This window comes from Ruegeria jejuensis (assembly GCF_041537905.1).
Lineage (GTDB): Bacteria > Pseudomonadota > Alphaproteobacteria > Rhodobacterales > Rhodobacteraceae > Ruegeria_C.
Genome location: NZ_JBGRUO010000004.1, coordinates 129,654 through 147,535, shown reverse-complemented (window position 1 = coordinate 147,535; position 17,882 = coordinate 129,654). Strand labels below are relative to the sequence as shown.

16 protein-coding genes are annotated in these 17,882 nt (G+C 61.8%); 12 read left to right on the top strand and 4 right to left on the bottom strand.

The window, feature by feature from the left end:
• Positions 1-29: 29 nt before the first annotated feature.
• Entirely contained in the window at positions 30-650 is a 621-nt protein-coding gene (locus AB1E34_RS06725; protein WP_372571566.1) for an SCO family protein, read from the bottom strand.
• A gap of 90 nt (positions 651-740) precedes the next feature.
• Here AB1E34_RS06725 and regB point away from each other — a divergent pair, with 90 nt between their 5' ends.
• The 10 genes from regB (at position 741) to AB1E34_RS06675 (ending at position 13,379) form a co-directional block, all read left to right on the top strand.
• Entirely contained in the window at positions 741-2,138 is a 1,398-nt protein-coding gene (regB, locus tag AB1E34_RS06720) for a sensor histidine kinase RegB (RefSeq protein WP_372571565.1), read from the top strand.
• Between the two features lie 63 nt (positions 2,139-2,201).
• Positions 2,202-3,707 carry a PAS-domain containing protein gene (locus AB1E34_RS06715; protein ID WP_372571564.1) on the top strand — a complete coding sequence of 502 codons (1,506 nt, stop codon included), beginning with the start codon at positions 2,202-2,204 and terminating at the stop codon, positions 3,705-3,707.
• A 41-nt stretch (positions 3,708-3,748) separates the two neighbouring features.
• Entirely contained in the window at positions 3,749-4,231 is a 483-nt protein-coding gene (gene tsaE, locus AB1E34_RS06710) for a tRNA (adenosine(37)-N6)-threonylcarbamoyltransferase complex ATPase subunit type 1 TsaE (RefSeq protein ID WP_372571563.1), read from the top strand.
• Positions 4,228-5,229, top strand: coding sequence for an aminoglycoside phosphotransferase family protein (locus AB1E34_RS06705; protein WP_372571562.1), 1,002 nt, complete (start codon positions 4,228-4,230; stop codon positions 5,227-5,229). Before tsaE ends, AB1E34_RS06705 begins: the two co-directional genes overlap by 4 nt.
• Complete coding sequence (locus AB1E34_RS06700) at positions 5,226-5,900, top strand: nucleotidyltransferase family protein (protein ID WP_372571561.1); 675 nt, start codon at positions 5,226-5,228, stop codon at positions 5,898-5,900. The genes AB1E34_RS06705 and AB1E34_RS06700 overlap by 4 nt, the downstream gene beginning before the upstream one ends.
• Positions 5,893-8,820, top strand: coding sequence for a double-strand break repair protein AddB (addB, locus tag AB1E34_RS06695; RefSeq protein ID WP_372571560.1), 2,928 nt, complete (start codon positions 5,893-5,895; stop codon positions 8,818-8,820). The genes AB1E34_RS06700 and addB overlap by 8 nt, the downstream gene beginning before the upstream one ends.
• Positions 8,817-12,176 carry a double-strand break repair helicase AddA gene (gene addA / locus AB1E34_RS06690; protein WP_372571559.1) on the top strand — a complete coding sequence of 1,120 codons (3,360 nt, stop codon included), beginning with the start codon at positions 8,817-8,819 and terminating at the stop codon, positions 12,174-12,176. Before addB ends, addA begins: the two co-directional genes overlap by 4 nt.
• 61 nt (positions 12,177-12,237) lie before the next feature.
• Positions 12,238-12,558, top strand: a complete 321-nt coding sequence (trxA, locus tag AB1E34_RS06685; protein WP_249708743.1) for a thioredoxin — start codon at positions 12,238-12,240, stop codon at positions 12,556-12,558.
• A gap of 105 nt (positions 12,559-12,663) precedes the next feature.
• Positions 12,664-13,014, top strand: coding sequence for a Lin0512 family protein (locus AB1E34_RS06680; RefSeq protein ID WP_372571558.1), 351 nt, complete (start codon positions 12,664-12,666; stop codon positions 13,012-13,014).
• Positions 13,011-13,379: a Lin0512 family protein gene (locus AB1E34_RS06675; RefSeq protein WP_372571557.1), complete on the top strand. Its 369-nt coding sequence runs from the start codon at positions 13,011-13,013 to the stop codon at positions 13,377-13,379. The genes AB1E34_RS06680 and AB1E34_RS06675 overlap by 4 nt, the downstream gene beginning before the upstream one ends.
• A 57-nt stretch (positions 13,380-13,436) precedes the next feature.
• Here the strand turns inward: AB1E34_RS06675 and AB1E34_RS06670 are convergent, their stop codons facing one another.
• Complete coding sequence (locus AB1E34_RS06670) at positions 13,437-13,634, bottom strand: DUF1127 domain-containing protein (RefSeq protein WP_372571556.1); 198 nt, start codon at positions 13,632-13,634, stop codon at positions 13,437-13,439.
• Positions 13,635-13,855: 221 nt separating this feature from the next.
• On the opposite strand from AB1E34_RS06670, the gene hslV reads away from it, so the two are divergent.
• Complete coding sequence (gene hslV, locus AB1E34_RS06665) at positions 13,856-14,413, top strand: ATP-dependent protease subunit HslV (protein ID WP_372571555.1); 558 nt, start codon at positions 13,856-13,858, stop codon at positions 14,411-14,413.
• Positions 14,414-14,589: 176 nt separating this feature from the next.
• Here the strand turns inward: hslV and AB1E34_RS06660 are convergent, their stop codons facing one another.
• Both AB1E34_RS06660 and AB1E34_RS06655 read right to left on the bottom strand, forming a co-directional pair.
• Positions 14,590-15,831 carry an MFS transporter gene (locus AB1E34_RS06660; protein WP_372571554.1) on the bottom strand — a complete coding sequence of 414 codons (1,242 nt, stop codon included), beginning with the start codon at positions 15,829-15,831 and terminating at the stop codon, positions 14,590-14,592.
• Between the two features lie 148 nt (positions 15,832-15,979).
• Complete coding sequence (locus tag AB1E34_RS06655) at positions 15,980-16,375, bottom strand: DM13 domain-containing protein (RefSeq protein ID WP_372571553.1); 396 nt, start codon at positions 16,373-16,375, stop codon at positions 15,980-15,982.
• A 198-nt stretch (positions 16,376-16,573) separates the two neighbouring features.
• Here AB1E34_RS06655 and hslU point away from each other — a divergent pair, with 198 nt between their 5' ends.
• Positions 16,574-17,881 (top strand): ATP-dependent protease ATPase subunit HslU, encoded by a 1,308-nt coding sequence (gene hslU, locus AB1E34_RS06650; protein WP_372571552.1) that lies wholly within the window; start codon positions 16,574-16,576, stop codon positions 17,879-17,881.
• The last annotated feature ends 1 nt before the right edge of the window (position 17,882 follow it).

Here is a 17,882-nt window from a genome sequence, read left to right as displayed (position 1 = left end):
AACCTGAAAGGTCAAACACGGCAAGACAGTCACGCAGCGTCTAGAAAGCAGCCGATCTGGTCGGCCATCTTTGCTGGCTCAATTTCGCGGCGGAAGAACTCAACGAAGCCATGTTCGGGCAGAACCAGATAGCTGAAGGTCGAATGATCGACCAGATAAAACTCATCGGACTTATCCTGAGCCTTGTAGTAGGTCTTGTAGGCTTTGCTGGCCGCCTTGACCTGTTCGGGTGATCCGGTCAGGCCGATCAGCCGTTCATGCAGGTTCTCGGCGTAATCGCCGACCACCTCGGGCGTGTCGCGCTCGGGGTCGATCGAAATGAAAACCGGCGTTACCATCTGCCCCCGGCTTTCCAGCTCGTCCACCGCGTCGGCATTGCGGGCCATGTCGAAGGGGCAGACATCGGGGCAGAACGTATAGCCGAAATAGATCAGCGTTGGTTCGGTGATCACATCCGCGTCCGTGACCGTCTGGCCCTCTGCGTTGACCAGTTCGAACGGGCCGCCGATTGCGCCCGCCCCACCTGCGATCTGGCTGGCGCGGCATTGCGCGAACTGATCATCCGATTGCCCTCCGCGCGTCATGAACCAGGTTACGGCAAGCAAGAGCACCACAAAGACGGCGGCCAGAACAGCGTAGAGACGGGGCATGGCGTTGAACCTCTAAGAATGAGATGTTGAACATACTGGCCGTGAGACCTATCAACTTGGTCGGCCTTTGCAACGGGACATAGTTGACCAATGGCGATTTCCAATAGCAACCTCTGGCGCGGCCAGGAACGCAGCGGCTGGATTCGGCTGCGCACTTTGATCCTGCTGCGCTGGGTCGCAATCATCGGCCAGCTGGGCGCAATCACCGTCGCTCAGCGCGTCTATCACCTGCAGCTTGAGCTGACGCTGTGCTATCTGGCCGTCGGCATTTCGGTGATCGGCAACCTGATAGCTATCTTCATCTTCCCAGAAAACAAGCGCCTGACCGAGTTCGAGAACTTTCTTATGGTCCTGTTCGATCTGCTGCAGTTGGGTTCGCTGCTGTATCTGACCGGCGGCCTCAACAACCCGTTTGCGCTGTTGTTGCTGGGGCCGGTGACGATCTCGGCGAATGTGCTGGGGCTGCGCTCGACCCTGATCATCGGGGGGACGGCGATTGTGCTGGTAACGCTGCTGTCAGAGTTCTACCTGCCGCTGCGCACCGCAAGCGGGATGATCCTGCAGGATGCTGATATCTTTGTTTTTGGCAACTGGATCGCCATTATCATCGCGATTGTCTTTCTGGGCCTTTATTCCTACCGGATCAGCACCGAGGCGCAATCCATGTCCGAGGCGCTGTCAGCGACGCATATGGCGCTGGCACGGGAACAGAAACTCACCGATCTGGGCGGCGTCGTTGCAGCCGCCGCGCACGAGTTGGGCACACCGCTGGCCACCATAAAGCTGACCAGTTCGGAACTGATCGAAGAACTGGATGATCGCCCGGACCTGCGCGAGGATGCCGAACTTATCCGCGAGCAGGCAGATCGGTGCCGCGATATCCTGCGCGATATGGGCCGTGCCGGAAAAGATGATCTGCATTTGCGGCAGGCCCCGCTGTCGACCGTGATTCACGAATCCGCCGAGCCGCATCTGGATCGTGGCAAAGAGGTGCATTTCCACGAAGGTCCCGGCGAGGGTGGCGATATGCAGCAGCCCTCTATCCTGCGCCAGCCCGAGGTGATCCACGGGCTGCGCAACCTGATCCAGAACGGCGTCGATTTCGCCCGCAGTGCGGTCTGGATCGAATCCGAATGGACCGAGGACCGGATCGTCATCCGCATCATGGATGACGGGCGCGGCTATCCGCCGCATCTGATCCGCAGGATCGGAGATCCGTTCATGCGGCGCAGGCGTGGTGAGAGCGAGCAGCGGACAAGGCCGGAATACGAAGGGATGGGGCTTGGCCTGTTCATCGCCAAGACGCTGCTGGAACGCAGCGGCGCGACGCTGTCTTTTGCCAACGGCTGGGACCCGAGCCAAACGTTAAGTACTTCACCCGAGCGCTTGGGGGCCATCGTGCAGGTTGCCTGGCCCCGCAACAAAATCGACGCGCGGATGGGCGAAAATCGTGTTCCCGTTGGCCACAACCAGCAGATCCCCGTCTGATTAAGCAGCTGTTAACCTCTCTGGGTCCAGTGTCGCGGAAACGGTTTCGGCAAAGGATCGGATATGGCGGCAGGCGATTGGATCACCCTGACAAGCATCTGCGTGCTCTCCGCCATATTGGCCGCGCTATGGATTTCGCCCAGGCGCGCATTGGCGGGCCCCGCCGGACATCTGCTGCGCTTCAATCCGCGCCGCAAGACGGTGTACCTGTTCGATGGCGAGGATTTGATCGGAATGTCCGATAACGGCCCCGGCCTGCAGGATTCGGTAGTGGATTGGGACACGCTCCATGCGCATTTGTCGGTCGACTTTCCCGGTTTTCCCGACAGCCCGGAAAAAGTCCGCTGGCATGGTGAAATCCGGGTGCCCCCTATCGATGGCAGCAACCAGACCGAGGTGTTCTGCGAATGGATCGACGGGGTGACGCGGGTGGAACTGCGCGCGGCCCGTCCCGACACGGCCTGCGACGAAACCGCACCGATGCGGCTCGCCATGGACAAGGCACCGTATCCGGCCTGGTATCTGGACGGGTCCAACCGGGTGACATGGTGCAATACGGCCTATTCGATGCTGGCACGAAAGGTGCGCGACAACCGACCCCGGCTCGAAGACCCGTTTTTTCCCGATCCGCAGGCTCTGGGCGCGTTGGATCGCAAGAAACGCATCAGCATCGAAACCGAAGATGGTCAGCACAAGCTCTGGTATGATTTCACCGCGTTGAAACAACAGGGCGGCTTTCTGTGCTATGCCGTGGATGCCCATGCCGTGGTCGAGGCCGAGGTGGCGCGGCGCGATTTCGTCCAGACCCTGTCGAAAACCTTCGCGCAGCTCTCCACCGGTTTGGCGATCTTTGACCGCAACCAGCAACTGGCGCTGTTTAATCCCGCGCTGACCGACCTGACCGCGCTGCCCATCGATTTCCTCAGCGCCCGCCCCAGCATCGCCAGTTTTTTCGACCGGCTGCGCAACAACAACATGATGCCCGAACCCAAGAGCTACAGCAGCTGGCGTCATCAGATCGACGCCCTGCTGCAGGCGGCCGCTGACGGGCGCTATCAGGAAACCTGGTCGCTGCCCTGCGGCTCGGTCTATTCCGTCAGCGGACGGCCACATCCTGATGGCGCGGTGGCTTTCCTGTTCGAAGACATCACCGCCGAGATCACCCTCACCCGCCGATTCCGCGCGGATATGGAGCTGGGCCAGACCATCCTCGATCACCTGGACGACGCCATCGCGGTGTTTTCCGCCGATGGCGCGCTGAGCTATTGCAACCGGGCCTTCCGCACCCTCTGGGAGGTGGACCCGGACGAAAGCTTCGACCAGATCTCGGTGTTGGATGCGACCCGGATCTGGCAGGAACGCTGCACCGCCACGCCGGTCTGGGGCGACATACGCGATTTTGTCGCCGCGCGCGAAAATCGCAGCGATTGGTGGGCACAGGTCCAGCTTCGCAAGGGGCATCCGCTTGCAGTATCGGTCAGCCCCCTGCCGAACATGGCGACGATGGTAAGTTTCAACCATGAAAGCGCTCCGGCGGACGTGCAAAACAAGCGACTCACCAGGGCCTGAAGCCGCTTGCAGCCGGGTTGCGCCAGCGTCATTGTGGCGCCATGAATTCGGGCAGCCTATCGACACTTACCAAACACACACGCTCCCCCGCGGAAACAACCGCTCTGGCACAGAAACTGGGTCTAACGCTGGAGCCGGGGGATTGCCTGTTGCTCATCGGTCCGATCGGCAGCGGCAAGACCCATTTCGCCCGCCACCTGATCCAGAACCTGATGAGTGAGGTCGAGGATGTGCCCTCGCCTACCTACACGCTTGTCCAGACCTATGAGACCCGTCAGGGCGAGCTGTGGCATGCCGACCTCTACCGTCTGACCAGCACCGCTGAAATCGAAGAGCTTGGCCTAAGCGATGCGTTCGAGACCGCGATCTGCCTGATCGAATGGCCCGATCGCCTGGCCGAGCTGACGCCGGACACCGCCCTGCAGATCACCTTCGACGCCGACCCCCAACAGACTGAGGCGCGCGATCTGAGCTTTGCCTGGAGCGATCCGAAATGGCAGCACCGTCTGGACGGTCTGGCATGAACGCCCGCGACGCACTGCTGACGGCTTTTCTGCAGCATCACGGTTTGCAGGATGCGCCGACACAAGCGCTGGCGGGCGATGCCTCGAGCCGCCGCTATCTGCGTCTGACCGACCCGACAGGCAACCGGCTGATCCTGATGGATGCACCCCCGGAAAACGGCGAGGATGTCAGACCGTTCCAATCCATCGCGCGGCATCTGCACGAAATCGGCCTGAGCGCGCCCGCGATCCACGCTGCCGATCCAGCGGCGGGCTTCCTTCTGCTCGAAGATCTGGGCAATGACCTTTTCGTGCGCCTGATCGAACGCGACGAGACGCTTGAAATCAGTCTCTATCAAGCGGCAAGCGATGTCTTGATCTCATTGCGATCCGCACCAACACCTTCTTTGGCTCGGCCCGATGCCACCCATCTCGCGGCCATGACCGGCATCGCGTTTGAGAAATACGCCGAAGTGATCACCGGACGCGATCACTTGCAGGACGCCGCCGAATTCCAAAGCCGTTTCCACAAAATCCTCAACCAAATTCTGTCAGACCCACCCGTTCTGGCGCTACGGGACTACCACGCGGAAAACCTGATCTGGCTGCCGGATCGCAACGGCCCGGCCCGCGTCGGCCTGCTTGATTTTCAGGACGCGTTTCTGTGCCATCCCGCTTATGATCTGGTCTCGCTGCTGCAGGATGCCAGACGCGATGTGTCGCCCCCGACGGAGGCAGAAACGATCCGCTATTACATCGAACGCACGGGCTGTGAAGCCGACCCTTTCACCACCGCTTATGCGGTACTTGGTGCCCAGCGCAACCTGCGCATTCTGGGTGTGTTCGGACGGCTCTGCCGGGACTACGGCAAGCCGCATTATGTCGACCTGATCCCGCGTGTTTGGGGCCATCTGATGCGCGACCTCGACCATCCGGCGCTGCAATCCGTGGCGGGCCTGCTGCGCAACAACCTGCCCGAGCCCACACCAGAAAACCTGTCCAGGCTGAGGTGCCCATGACCAACATCCTTCTATTTGCCGCCGGTTTCGGCACAAGAATGGGCACCCTGACGCAGGACCGTCCCAAACCACTGATTCCGGTTGCTGGCCGCGCGCTGATCGATCACACGCTCGATCTCGCACGCGCCGTCAATCCGGGCCTGATCGCCGCCAACCTGCACTACAAACCCGACATGCTGGCCGCGCATCTGGAGCCCCAGGGGATTACCGTAAATGTCGAAGAGCCGGATATTCTTGAGACCGGAGGCGGCCTGCGCGCAGCACTGCCTCTGCTGGGTCCGGCACCGGTGGTCACCATGAATACCGATGCGATCTGGGCCGGCCCCAACCCGGTTGCGGACCTGCTGAACGCGTGGGATCCGGACCGGATGGATGCGCTGCTGATGTGTGTCCCGATAGAACAGGCGATTGGACATACCGGGAAGGGCGACTTCACCCGCGATGAGGCTGGCCGCATCACCCGTGGCAGCGGGCTGATCTATGGTGGCGTGCAAATCCTGAAAACCGAGAGGCTGGCCGAAATTGACGCCCAGGTCTTTTCGCTCAACCGTCTTTGGGACCTGATGCTGGCCGACAAGCGCCTGTTTGCGCTCCGCTATACCGGTCGCTGGTGCGACGTGGGCACGCCCGAGGGCATCACGCTGGCCGAAACACTGCTGGCTGATGTTTGAGCCCAAAGACACCCCCCGCGTCTATGCCGTCCCGCCCGGCGCGGATTTCCCCAAGGCGCTGGTCGAAGGGCTGCGGGCGCGCTCGGCAGGGCATCCACCCGAAACGTTGGTGCGCACCGATCTGGTGGTGAACACCCGCCGCATGGCACGACGCGTGCGGGCGCTCTTTGATGCAGGGCCGCCCTGCCTGTTGCCCCGCCTGTCGCTGGTCACCGGATATGCCGATTCGGCTGTCAGCCAACCCTTGCCCCCGGCCCTGCCCGCGCTGCGGCGGCGGCTGGAACTGACACAACTGGTCGGAAACCTGATCGACCGGCAACCCGATCTGGCCCCGCGCGCCTCGCTTTTCGATCTGTCCGACAGCCTCGCCGCGTTGCTTGACGAGATGCAGGGCGAAGGTGTCTCGCCCGAGGCAATCCGGGCGCTGGATGTCAGCGATCTGTCGGGCCACTGGGCGCGCGCGCAAAGCTTTATCGGCATCGCCGAGCAATTCCTGCAAGCAACCGACACTGCGCTGGATCAACAGGCCCGGCAACGGCAGTTGGTCGAGCGCCTGAGCGCCGAGTGGCAGCAGAGCCCACCGCAACACCCGGTGCTTCTGGCCGGATCAACGGGCTCGCGTGGCACGACGATGCTGCTGATGAAGGCAGTTGCCCAGCTGCCGCAAGGGGCGTTGATCCTGCCGGGGTTCGACTTTGACCAGCCGAGCCATGTCTGGGACAAACTCGACGATGCACTATCGGCAGAAGACCACCCGCAATACCGGTTCGCGAAACTGCTGCGCGATCTTGATCTGACCCCGGCGGATGTGCAGCCCTGGACGGGGGCCCCAGCCCCCTGCCCGCCCAGAAACCGTCTGGTCTCGCTCGCGCTGCGCCCCGCGCCGGTCACCGATGCCTGGATGAACGAAGGCCCCACGCTGACCGATCTTGCAAAGGCAACCGATGAGTTGACCCTGCTCGAAGCGTCCTCGCCCCGGTCCGAAGCGCTGGCCATTGCGCTGCGTCTTCGCGCCGCCGCAGAAACCGGGCAAACAGCGGCGCTGATCACGCCCGACCGGATGCTGACCCGACAGGTCAGCGCGGCGTTGGATCGGTGGAACATCCTGCCCGATGACAGCGCTGGTCTGCCGCTGCAACTCTCGCCGCCGGGCCGGTTCCTGCGCCATGTTGCGGGCCTGTTCACCAAACGGCTGGATGGTGAGGCGCTGCTGACGCTGCTGAAACACCCGCTCTGCCATGATGGCGCGGAGCGTGGCGCGCATCTGCTCAACACCCGCGAGCTGGAACTGGACCTGCGGCGCAACGGGCCGCCCTTTCCCGATGCGGTTAGCCTTGCGGGGTTTGCCGAGCGCAAAAAGATCGCGCCGGACTGGATCGACTGGATCGTGCATCATTTCTGTGACCAGCAGGTTTCGGGACCCTTGCCGCTCGACATCTGGATGCAGCGACTGCGGCACTTGGCCGAGGGCATTTCCGCCGGGCATGCCGGGGAAGAAGGTGGTCTGTGGGACAAGAATGCTGGCCAGAAGGCGCGGTCGCTGATGGAAACGCTCGAGCATGAGGCCCACCATGGCGGCGACCTGTCCGCCCGCGACTTCGCCGATCTGCTTGGCGCATTGCTGGCAGGCGAAGAGGTGCGCGATCGCGACGCCCCCAATGAAAGCATCATGATCTGGGGCACGCTTGAAGCGCGGGTTCAGGGGGCTGATCTACTGATACTCGGCGGGCTGAACGATGGCAACTGGCCCGAGGCGCCCAGCCCCGATCCGTGGCTGAACCGCCAGATGCGCCACCGGGCGGGGCTGCTGCTGCCGGAACGCCGCATCGGCCTGTCAGCGCATGATTTCCAGCAAGCCATCGCCGCGCCAGAGGTTTGGCTGACCCGCGCGACCCGTTCTGATGACGCCGAAACTGTGCCGTCTCGCTGGCTGAACCGTCTGACCAACCTGTTGCGCGGTCTGCCCGCGCAAGGTGGCGATCAGGCGCTTGCAGACATGCGCGCGCGCGGCAAAACCTGGCTGCATCGCGCCGATCTGCTGGAGGCCGCGCCTGCGCTGCCCCCGGCCCAGCGCCCCTCACCCCGCCCGCCGTTTGCGGCCCGGCCCCGCCAGCTTTCCGTTACCGAGATCAAACACCTGATCCGCGACCCCTATGCGGTCTATGCAAAACATGTCCTGCGGTTGCGCCCGCTCGATCCGCTGGTACAGGCACCAGATGCGCTGCTACGCGGGATCGTGATCCATGACATCCTCGAAACCTTTATCAAGGGCAGCCTACGCGATGGTGCGATCCTGCATCGCGACGCCTTCCTGAAACGCGCATCAGCCCTGTTAGAGACACATGTTCCCTGGCCCACCGCGCGCAAGCTCTGGCTTGCCCGGTTGGCGCGCATTGCCGATGCCTTCATAGCAGCCGAGGTTGAACGCCGAAGCGATGGCGGTCCGATCGCCTTCGAGGCGCGCATGAAAAAACGCCTCGATCCGCTGGATTTCACATTGGTGGGCCGCGCCGACCGGATTGATCAGATCGAGACCGGCGCGCTGCGCATCTATGACTACAAAACCGGCACCCCACCCAGTGAAAAACAACAGGCGCGGTTCGACAAACAACTGCTGATCGAAGCAGCGCTGGCCGAAGAAGGCGGGTTCGAAAGCATTGACCCGATGCCGGTGGCGCGCGCGGTTTTCATCGGCATGGGCGGCACCTATTCCGAGGTTCAAGCACCCTTGGATAGCGAGCCCCCAGCACAGGTCTGGGCCGAGCTACGGCAGTTAATCGAGGCGTATTTCCAACCCGATCAAGGCTTCACCGCGCGCCGGATGCTGCACCGCGATACCGATCAGGGCGAGTATGACCACCTCGCCCGGTTCGGCGAGTGGGACCGCACCGCCATCCCTAACCCCGAGGATCTGACATGAGCGCCCGCAACGATGCCACCGAACGGCAAGTGCAGGCGGCACGACCCGATGCCTCGACTTGGCTGGCGGCCAATGCGGGCTCGGGCAAGACGCGGGTGCTGACCGACCGGGTGGCGCGGCTTTTGCTCAGCGATGTCGAACCGCAGCACATCCTGTGCCTGACCTATACCAAGGCCGCCGCCAGCGAGATGCAGAACCGGCTGTTCAAGCGTCTGGGCAAATGGGCGATGCTGGGGGATGCCCAACTGCAAGCTGAGTTGATCGATCTGGGGCTGGAGGGCAGTGTCGATAGCGCCCGGCTGGCCCATGCCCGCACGTTGTTTGCGCGCGCCATCGAAACACCAGGCGGGCTCAAGATCCAGACGATCCATTCCTTCTGCTCGGCCCTGCTGCGACGGTTCCCGCTGGAGGCCGGGGTCAGCCCACAATTCTCCGAGATGGAAGACCGCTCCGCCGCCTTGTTACGCGCGGAAATTGTCGAAGACTTTGCCGATGGTGATGAATCCGAACTCGTGGACGGCATCGCGCAATTTGTGACCGACACCGATTTCGACGCGCTGACACAGGCCATCGCCCAGAACCGGACCGGATTTCAGACAATACGCGACTGGGCGGGATTATTAGACCTGTTTGACCTGCCGCGAGGCTTTGACGAGCAGGCGCTGGCTGGCTCGGTCTATCTAGGTGACGAAGTGGAATTGATCCGCACGATCCGTCCCATCCTGACCGAAAGCGGTGGTAACAACGCCAAGGCCGCCGCCAAGCTTGCCACTTTCACCGAGGCGGCGCTGTCCCAATTGCCCGTTCTGGAAAGCGTTCTGCTGACCGGTGCCTCTGCCAAGGAACCCTTCAGCGCCAAGATCGGCAGTTTCCCGACGAAACCCGTGCGCGAAGGGCCGCTGGCAGAGCAGATGCCCCAGCTTGAGGCGCTGATGCAGCGGGTGGAGGAGGCGCGTGAACAGCGTCTGGCCCTGACCGCCGCCCGCAAGTCTTGGGCGCTGCATCGCTTTGCCACGGCCTTTCTGCCCGAATATGAACGCCGCAAGCAGCTACGTGGCTGGCTGGATTTCGACGATCTGATCTTCAAGGCGCGGCACTTGCTGAACGACCCCGCCGTGGCCGCCTGGGTGCTCTATCGGCTGGACGGTGGCATTGATCACATCCTCGTCGACGAGGCCCAGGACACCAGCCCGGCGCAATGGGATGTGATCGAGAAGCTGGCGCAGGAATTCACCGCCGGAGAGGGCGCGCGCCCGGATGTGGAACGCACGATTTTTGTGGTAGGCGACAAGAAGCAGTCGATCTATTCCTTTCAGGGTGCCGACCCCGACGCCTTTGATCAGATGCAGGCGCAGTTTGGACAGAGATTGCAGAATTCAGGCTCTAACCTGCAGGATTTGACGTTGGAATACTCCTTCCGCTCGTCCCCGGCGATCCTGCGGCTGGTCGATCTTGTCTTTACCGAGCAGCCTGCGGCCGGGTTCCGAAAAGAAGCGCAACATCGCGCCTTCAAAGCCGACCTGCCGGGCCGGGTTGACCTCTGGCCGGTGGTCGAGAAGGTCGAGGAAGACGAGGATCGCGAGTGGACCGACCCGGTGGACCGGCCCGGCGCGCAGCATCATACCGTCGTGCTAGCCGACCGGATCGCGCGCGAAATCAAGGCGATGATCGACGGCGACGCGACCATCCCCGAAGACGGCGATAAACCCGGCCAGTTTGTGCGACGTAAGGTGCGTCCGGGCGATTTTCTGATCTTGGTGCAGCGCCGCTCTGACCTCTTTGCCGAGATCATCCGCGCCTGCAAAAAGGGCGAGCTTCCCATCGCCGGGGCCGACCGGCTAAAGGTGGGCGCTGAGCTTGCGGTCAAGGATCTGGCCGCGCTGCTGAGCTTTCTGGCAACCCCCGAGGACAGCCTGTCGCTGGCCACGGTGCTACGTTCACCACTCTTTGGCTGGAGCGAGCAGCAACTCTTCGATCTGGCGCATCGCCGCGAAGAGGTATTCCTGTGGCAGGCGCTGCGGGGCAGGGGCAAGGAATTTCCGCAAACGCTCGCCATGCTCAGCGATCTTATGGCGCAGACCGATTTCCTGCGCCCCTATGACCTGATCGAACGCATCCTGACCCGCCATGACGGGCGGCGAAAGCTGTTGGGTCGGCTGGGGGCCGAGGCCGAGGATGGGATCAATGCGCTGCTGTCACAGGCGCTGGCCTATGAACGCAGCGATGTGCCCAGCCTGACCGGGTTTCTGGTCTGGATGCAGACCGATGATCTGGAGATCAAGCGCCAGATGAGCGGGGTTGGCGACATGATCCGGGTAATGACGGTGCATGGCGCCAAGGGGCTGGAGGCCCCGATCGTCATCCTGCCCGATACCGGCCCGCGCCGCGCGACCACCGATGCCGAGGTGATGCGGGCAGGGGATACGCCTGTCTGGCGGGTCTCGAAAGACGCCTCGCCAGCAGTGATCGCCGCAGCGCGGGCAGAGGCGCGCGAGAAGCAGATGAATGAACGCTTGCGCCTGCTATATGTGGCTCTAACACGAGCGGAAAAGTGGCTGATCGTGGCCGCAGCGGGGGAATTGGGCAAGGCGGGTGACAGCTGGTATCAGATGGTGCAAGCCGCGATGGGTCCGGCTGGCGCGACAACGCTGCCGGATGGGCAGACCCAGCGATTGGAACATGGCGATTGGAGCGGTCTGCCGTTTGTTGAGGAAACTGAGGCCTCGAAGCCCAGCGCCGATCTGCCCGAGTTGTTCCTGCGAAACCCGCCCGAACCCACGCCGCAGCCAAAACCGGTCAGCCCGTCCGATCTGGGCGGTGCGAAGGCGCTGCCGGGGGATCAGGGCCAGGACGAAAACGCAGCAAAGCGGCATGGCACGGCGGTGCATCTGTTGTTGGAGCATCTGCCGCGATGTGATTCTGCGGAATGGCCTGCGCGCAGCGAAACCCTGCTGCCCGATTATGACAAGGCAGAGCGCGATCTGGCGTTGAGCGAAGCAAGCGCGGTTCTGCGAAACCCGACGCTTGCCCCTGTCTTTGCCCCCGAGACACTGGCCGAGGTTGCCGTGACCGCCCCGATGAACGGCCATCGCATTCATGGAGTCATCGACCGCCTGATCGTGACCTCCGATCATGTTCAGGCCATTGATTTCAAATCGAATGCCACGGTTCCCGATACTCCCGAAACCTGCCCCGAAGGCTTGCTGCGCCAGATGGGGGCCTATGTCTGCGCGCTGGAACAGGTCTATCCCGGACGGCGGATCGATGCCGCGATCCTGTGGACGCGGACAGGCAGCTTGATGCCCCTGCCACACGATCTTGTGACGGCTTCGTCGCACCGCACCCAGATATCTTGACGTTACATAGCAGGCTACCTAGGTTCACTGCCCAGACCCTTCCCATTCAGGAGACATCATAATGTCCACCGTAGCCGTCACCGACGCCACTTTCGACGCAGAGGTCAAGAACTCCGACATTCCCGTCGTTGTGGATTTCTGGGCCGAATGGTGTGGTCCCTGTAAGCAGATCGGCCCCGCTCTGGAAGAGCTGGCCAGCGAGTATCAAGGCAAGATCAAGGTCGCCAAGGTCGATGTCGACAGCAACCCGAACGCCGCCGCCGCCATGGGCGTGCGCGGTATCCCGGCGCTGTTCATCTTCAAGGACGGCCAGGTGGTGTCGAACCGCGCAGGTGCCGCGCCTAAGGCAGCGCTGCAAAGCTGGATCGACGACTCGATCTAAGCCCGGTCTGACCCGATCAATCAAAGGCGTCCCGCGGGGCGCCTTTTTTATTGCCTCGGGCGAGCGGTTGGTGAAACTGCGCGCAATGGATCAAGGAGGGTCAGCATGGCCAAGACACGGGTTCTGGTAGAGTTCGGCATGGGCACGTCGCTCAGGCGCGCGGATTACACCGAAGCAGCGGCGCGCGCGCTCAGGGATGCGCTGTGGCGCAATTCGGTGAATATGGCCGAGCTTTTTGGTTTTCCCAAAGACGCGATGATCGTCGAGGCCCAGATTGGTGTGCAACAGCCCGATCAGGTGGATGTCAGCGCGCTCACCTCGATCTTTCCCTACGGGCAGGTACAGATCACGGTGGCCAAAGGCGGTCTGGATATCGACAAGCCCGATGACGCGGGCTGCACGGTGATGGCCAATGCCGCCATCTCGGTCTATTTCGACATGGAGCCCGCGCAATGAGCATGAAACGCATCATTCTGGAAATGGGCTTTGGCACCAACCTGCATGGCATGGATTACACCAAGGCCGCCCGCCGCGCGGTGCAGGACGCGCTGCATCATTCCTCGATCACCGTGATGTCGTCGCTGGGCATGGACCATAAAGAGATGCAGGTTCAGGTGACCATCGGCGTGCAGCAGCCCGATCTGGTCGATTGCGATCTGGTTGCCGCCGACCTGCCACGCGGCAAGGCGCTGTCAGTGCGTGCGGTCAGAGGCGGTCTGGATGTCGAGGACCTGCCGACGGGGGATCGCCATATCATGGCAACCGCCGCGATCGAGGCGTTTCTACCGGATCAGCAGGGCGCCTATGAGCTGACCAGCTAAAGAAAAAGCCGCTCGGGGTCGAGCGGCTCATCTATCTTGACGGTTCCGAGAACCGGATCAGATCTGTGCGATTTCTTCGCGGGTCAGTCCGATATCGTCCAGTTGAGCGTCGGTCAGGCTGGACAGTTCGCGGCGGGTCAGACGGGCGTCGTTCCAGTCTTTGACCGGGCGAACCATCGAGACGATTGCGTCCGCGACGCGGTAGATGCTGATTGCGCCCAGCGGCGCGTGTGCTTGTACAGAGGCGTTTGCCATTGCGCTGTTCCTTTGATGTGTGTTTTCCGATCTCGTCGGCATGAGGCTCATCTAGACCCGCCAGGCGAGTCTCACAATTGCCCATTCGACAGCCCCGAATTGCACGCCGTGCATAACAAATAGGCAGCGTCAAAACCGGCCCCACCATCCGCGCGGCGACGACGCCCCTTGTGCGCCCGCACCGCCCGATCCATATAGGCGACGATCAGATGGAGGCATTCATGGCGGATAACGACTTTCCCGGCTGGCACGGCACAACGATCATCGGCGTCAAGAAAGACGGCAAGGTGGTGATAGCCGGGGATGGGCAGGTCTCGCTCGGCCAGACCGTGATCAAGGGCACAGCGCGCAAGGTGCGCCGGCTCAGCCCGGGCGGGTTTGACGTGGTGGCCGGATTTGCCGGATCGACGGCCGATGCCTTTACCCTGCTGGAACGGCTAGAGGCCAAGCTGGAGGCGACGCCGGGGCAGCTGGCGCGCGCCAGTGTCGAGTTGGCCAAGGACTGGCGCACCGACAAATATCTGCAAAAGCTCGAAGCGATGCTGATCGTCACCGATGGAACCGACATGTTCGTGATCACCGGGGCAGGCGACGTGCTGGAGCCTGAACATAACGTGGCTGCCATCGGGTCAGGCGGCAACTTTGCCCTTGCTGCCGCGCGCGGCATGATGGACAGCGACCGCAATGCCGAAGAGGTGGCGCGCGCCGCGATGGCCATTGCTGCCGATATTTGCGTTTACACCAATGGCAACCTGACCGTGGAATCGATTGGGGGCTGAGTTTCTGCCCTCAGCCCCCGGGCTCCGCGCGTGAGTGGTGGTGCCCTTGCTTCGCGCTTCCGGGGGGTTGCACGAAGACTTAAATGACATGATAGGGCCGGGGCCGGTTTTGTACCCCTGCTCACAACAGGCTGATATGCCGTGTATGCCCGCGTGAGGTCACGTGACTGCGCATATTATTCCAGCAGCGTTTTCAGCTCTTTGCTGCGCCAGCCGCGATAGGTGCCGATCAGGCCAAGGGTGGCCGACACGAAAACTACGTAAAAGGGCAGCCTTATATCAACGCTCATCAGCCCGCCGCCGATCAGCGACATGATACCACCGGCAAGGCAGAACACCGCCGTTGTCACGCCCATGACCCAGCCCTGATGCGCCTCGGCAACGCTGGAGGAAAACAGGCCCAGCAAGGTGGGGTAGGCGATACCGAAGAAGAAATAGAACAGGAAGACGGGCACATAGGTCAGGGCTCCGTAGGGGCTGAAAGCAAAACCCAAAGTGCAGAGCATCATCGTCGTCAAAGAGACGCGCAAGATGGTGTGTTTGGTAAACCGCTCCTGCGCGGGTTTGACCAGAAAGGTGCTGGAAAAGGCCAGAGCAAACCCAATGGTCACCATCAGGACGCTGGCCCCGACAACACCATAGCCAAAAGCGCTGGTCTGAAAGTTCTCGGCAAAGACATAGAATGTGACGTTGGCGATCATGAAGAACGCGTAGACCGGTAGCAGTTTCAGCACCAGCGGGTGATCTTTCACCGCGATCAGGCTGTCGGTGATGTCGGCGGGACGGAACACAAAGGGCGCGCGTTCCGTGCGCAGGTCCTTGAAAAAGAAAGTCACCAGAAAGATCGCGATCAGCACCAGCAGAAAGGCCCCATAAAACGGCGTCTTGAGGGATGCGGCCCCGCCAAACAAGGCCAGGTTCGACAGCGCTGCGCCGATCAGCGGGCCGCCCACCAGACCAAAGCTGATGCCGGTAACGATATAGCCCATGTTGCGATCGCGGTCGGCAGCATCGGTGCTGCCATCAATCATCGCCGCCTGCGCGATGGGCTGGTTTCCGGCGGTGAAGCCGGTGATGCTGCGCCCCAGGATCAGCAGCAACAAACTATCGAGATAGAGCGACAGGATCGTCAGCGCATAGCCCACCAACGCCCCGCCAAGGCAGATCAGCAGCGCGTTCTTGCGCCCGATCGCATCGGACACTTTCGAGACATAGACGACGCCCAGAAACCAGGCGAGAAAGAAGCACCCGATCACCAGCCCGTAATAGAAATGCCGCCGGCCATCCGGGGTCCCCTCGGGCAGGAACCCGGAATCGGGTAACATGATCAGCGAGTTAATGATCGGAAAGACCAGCCCCTGGCCAATCAGGTCGACGAAAACAACAAAAAGCAGGGTGATTTTCGCGATTTTAGTCATAAGTTTGCCCCGCACCATTGGTTGATCCCGGCTCCAGCCTAGCAAATAGCTGGATTATTTCCATAATTTCCGGGTTGCGCGGGTATCGATATGTGAAAGGGGGCCGAACCTCCGTTCGACCCCCCGGCACAGAGCAGGTGAGTGGCGCTCAGTTAATCTTGGCGACGCCCAGCGGCACACCGGCAACCTCGCACCAGATATAGACCTCGTTATAGGCCGAAGCGTCCCAGGGTTTGGGCACGGCATATTGCTGCTTGCCGGTCAGGTTCAGCAACGCGCCCAGCTTGGTGTCGGGGTCATAGGTGCCGTCCCTGCCAAAGGCGACGCGAGGGTCGGGGCCACCATCCAGCGAAAAGTCATCGCCCAGTTCTACGATATACCGGTCGCCTTCCTTGAAAACCCGGACCGAGCCGGAAGTTTCGTGATTTGAGCGGCCTTCAAAGCTGCCCTTGGCGCCGCCAGCAATGGCGCTGCCCGCTGTGGCAAGCGTCATGGCAGCACCCGAGGCAGCGGCGGTGATAAACAATGAACGGCGGGTCAGCATGATGGGGGTCCTTCCTGGCGAGACGCGGGCTTAATTGCCTTGTGCTGATCTGTGGGCGGGTTGCGAAAATAAAACCACGCATCACAAACCCCTGAAAACGCGTGTTCATTCCGTGTGAGCACGTGAGATTGCCGTGATCTGCTTGCGTTTTCCCCCACCATGCTTAGGTTCCCAGCGAAACAAAGAGACCGAGAGATCATGACCGACCTGACGCCACGCGAAATCGTATCCGAGCTGGACCGTTTCATCATCGGCCAGCGGGACGCCAAGCGCGCCGTCGCTGTGGCCCTGCGCAACCGTTGGCGGCGCAGGCAACTGAGTGATGATCTGCGCGATGAGGTCTATCCCAAGAACATCTTGATGATCGGCCCCACCGGTGTCGGCAAGACCGAGATCAGCCGCCGTCTGGCCAAACTGGCTCGCGCGCCCTTCATCAAGATCGAAGCCACAAAGTTCACCGAGGTCGGCTATGTCGGTCGCGATGTCGAACAGATCATCCGCGATCTGGTCGATGCCGCCATCATCCAGACCCGCGAATACATGCGTGAAGACGTCAAAGCCAAAGCCCATGCCGCCGCGGAGGAACGGGTGATAGAGGCCATCGCCGGATCCGATGCCCGCGACTCGACCCGCGAGATGTTCCGCAAAAAGCTCAAGGCGGGCGAGTTGGACAATACCGAGATCGAACTGGAGCTGACCGACAGTTCCAACCCGATGTCGATGATGGAAATCCCCGGCCAGCCCGGCGCCAATATGGGCATGATGAATCTGGGCGATATCTTTGGCAAAGCCTTTGGCGGGCGCACCGTGAAACGCCGGATGACGGTATCCGACAGCTATGAGGTTCTGATCAGCGAAGAGGCCGACAAGCTGCTGGACGATGAAATCGTCAATCGCACCGCGATGGAAGCGGTCGAGCAGAACGGCATCGTCTTTCTCGATGAGATCGACAAGGTCTGCGCCCGCACCGAGGCGCGCGGTGGCGATGTCAGCCGCGAAGGCGTGCAGCGCGACCTGCTGCCGCTGATCGAGGGCACCACGGTCAGCACCAAACATGGCGCGGTGAAAACCGACCATATCCTGTTCATCGCCTCGGGCGCTTTCCACATCGCCAAACCCTCGGATCTGCTGCCCGAATTGCAGGGCCGCCTGCCGATCCGGGTTGAGTTGCGAGCGCTGACCGAGGAAGACTTCGTGCGTATCCTGACCGAAACCGACAACGCGTTGACCCGGCAATATACCGCGCTGATGGGCACCGAAGAGGTGACCGTCACCTTCACCGATGACGGTATCGCCGCACTGGCCAAGATCGCGGCTGATGTGAATCAGAGCGTCGAGAATATCGGCGCGCGCAGGCTCTATACGGTGATGGAGCGGGTTTTTGAGGAGCTGTCATTCACCGCACCCGACCGGTCCGGCGACGCGGTCACCGTCGATGCCGGGTTTGTCGAGGCAAATCTGGGCGAATTGACGAAATCAGCCGATGTCAGTCGCTACGTTCTCTAGA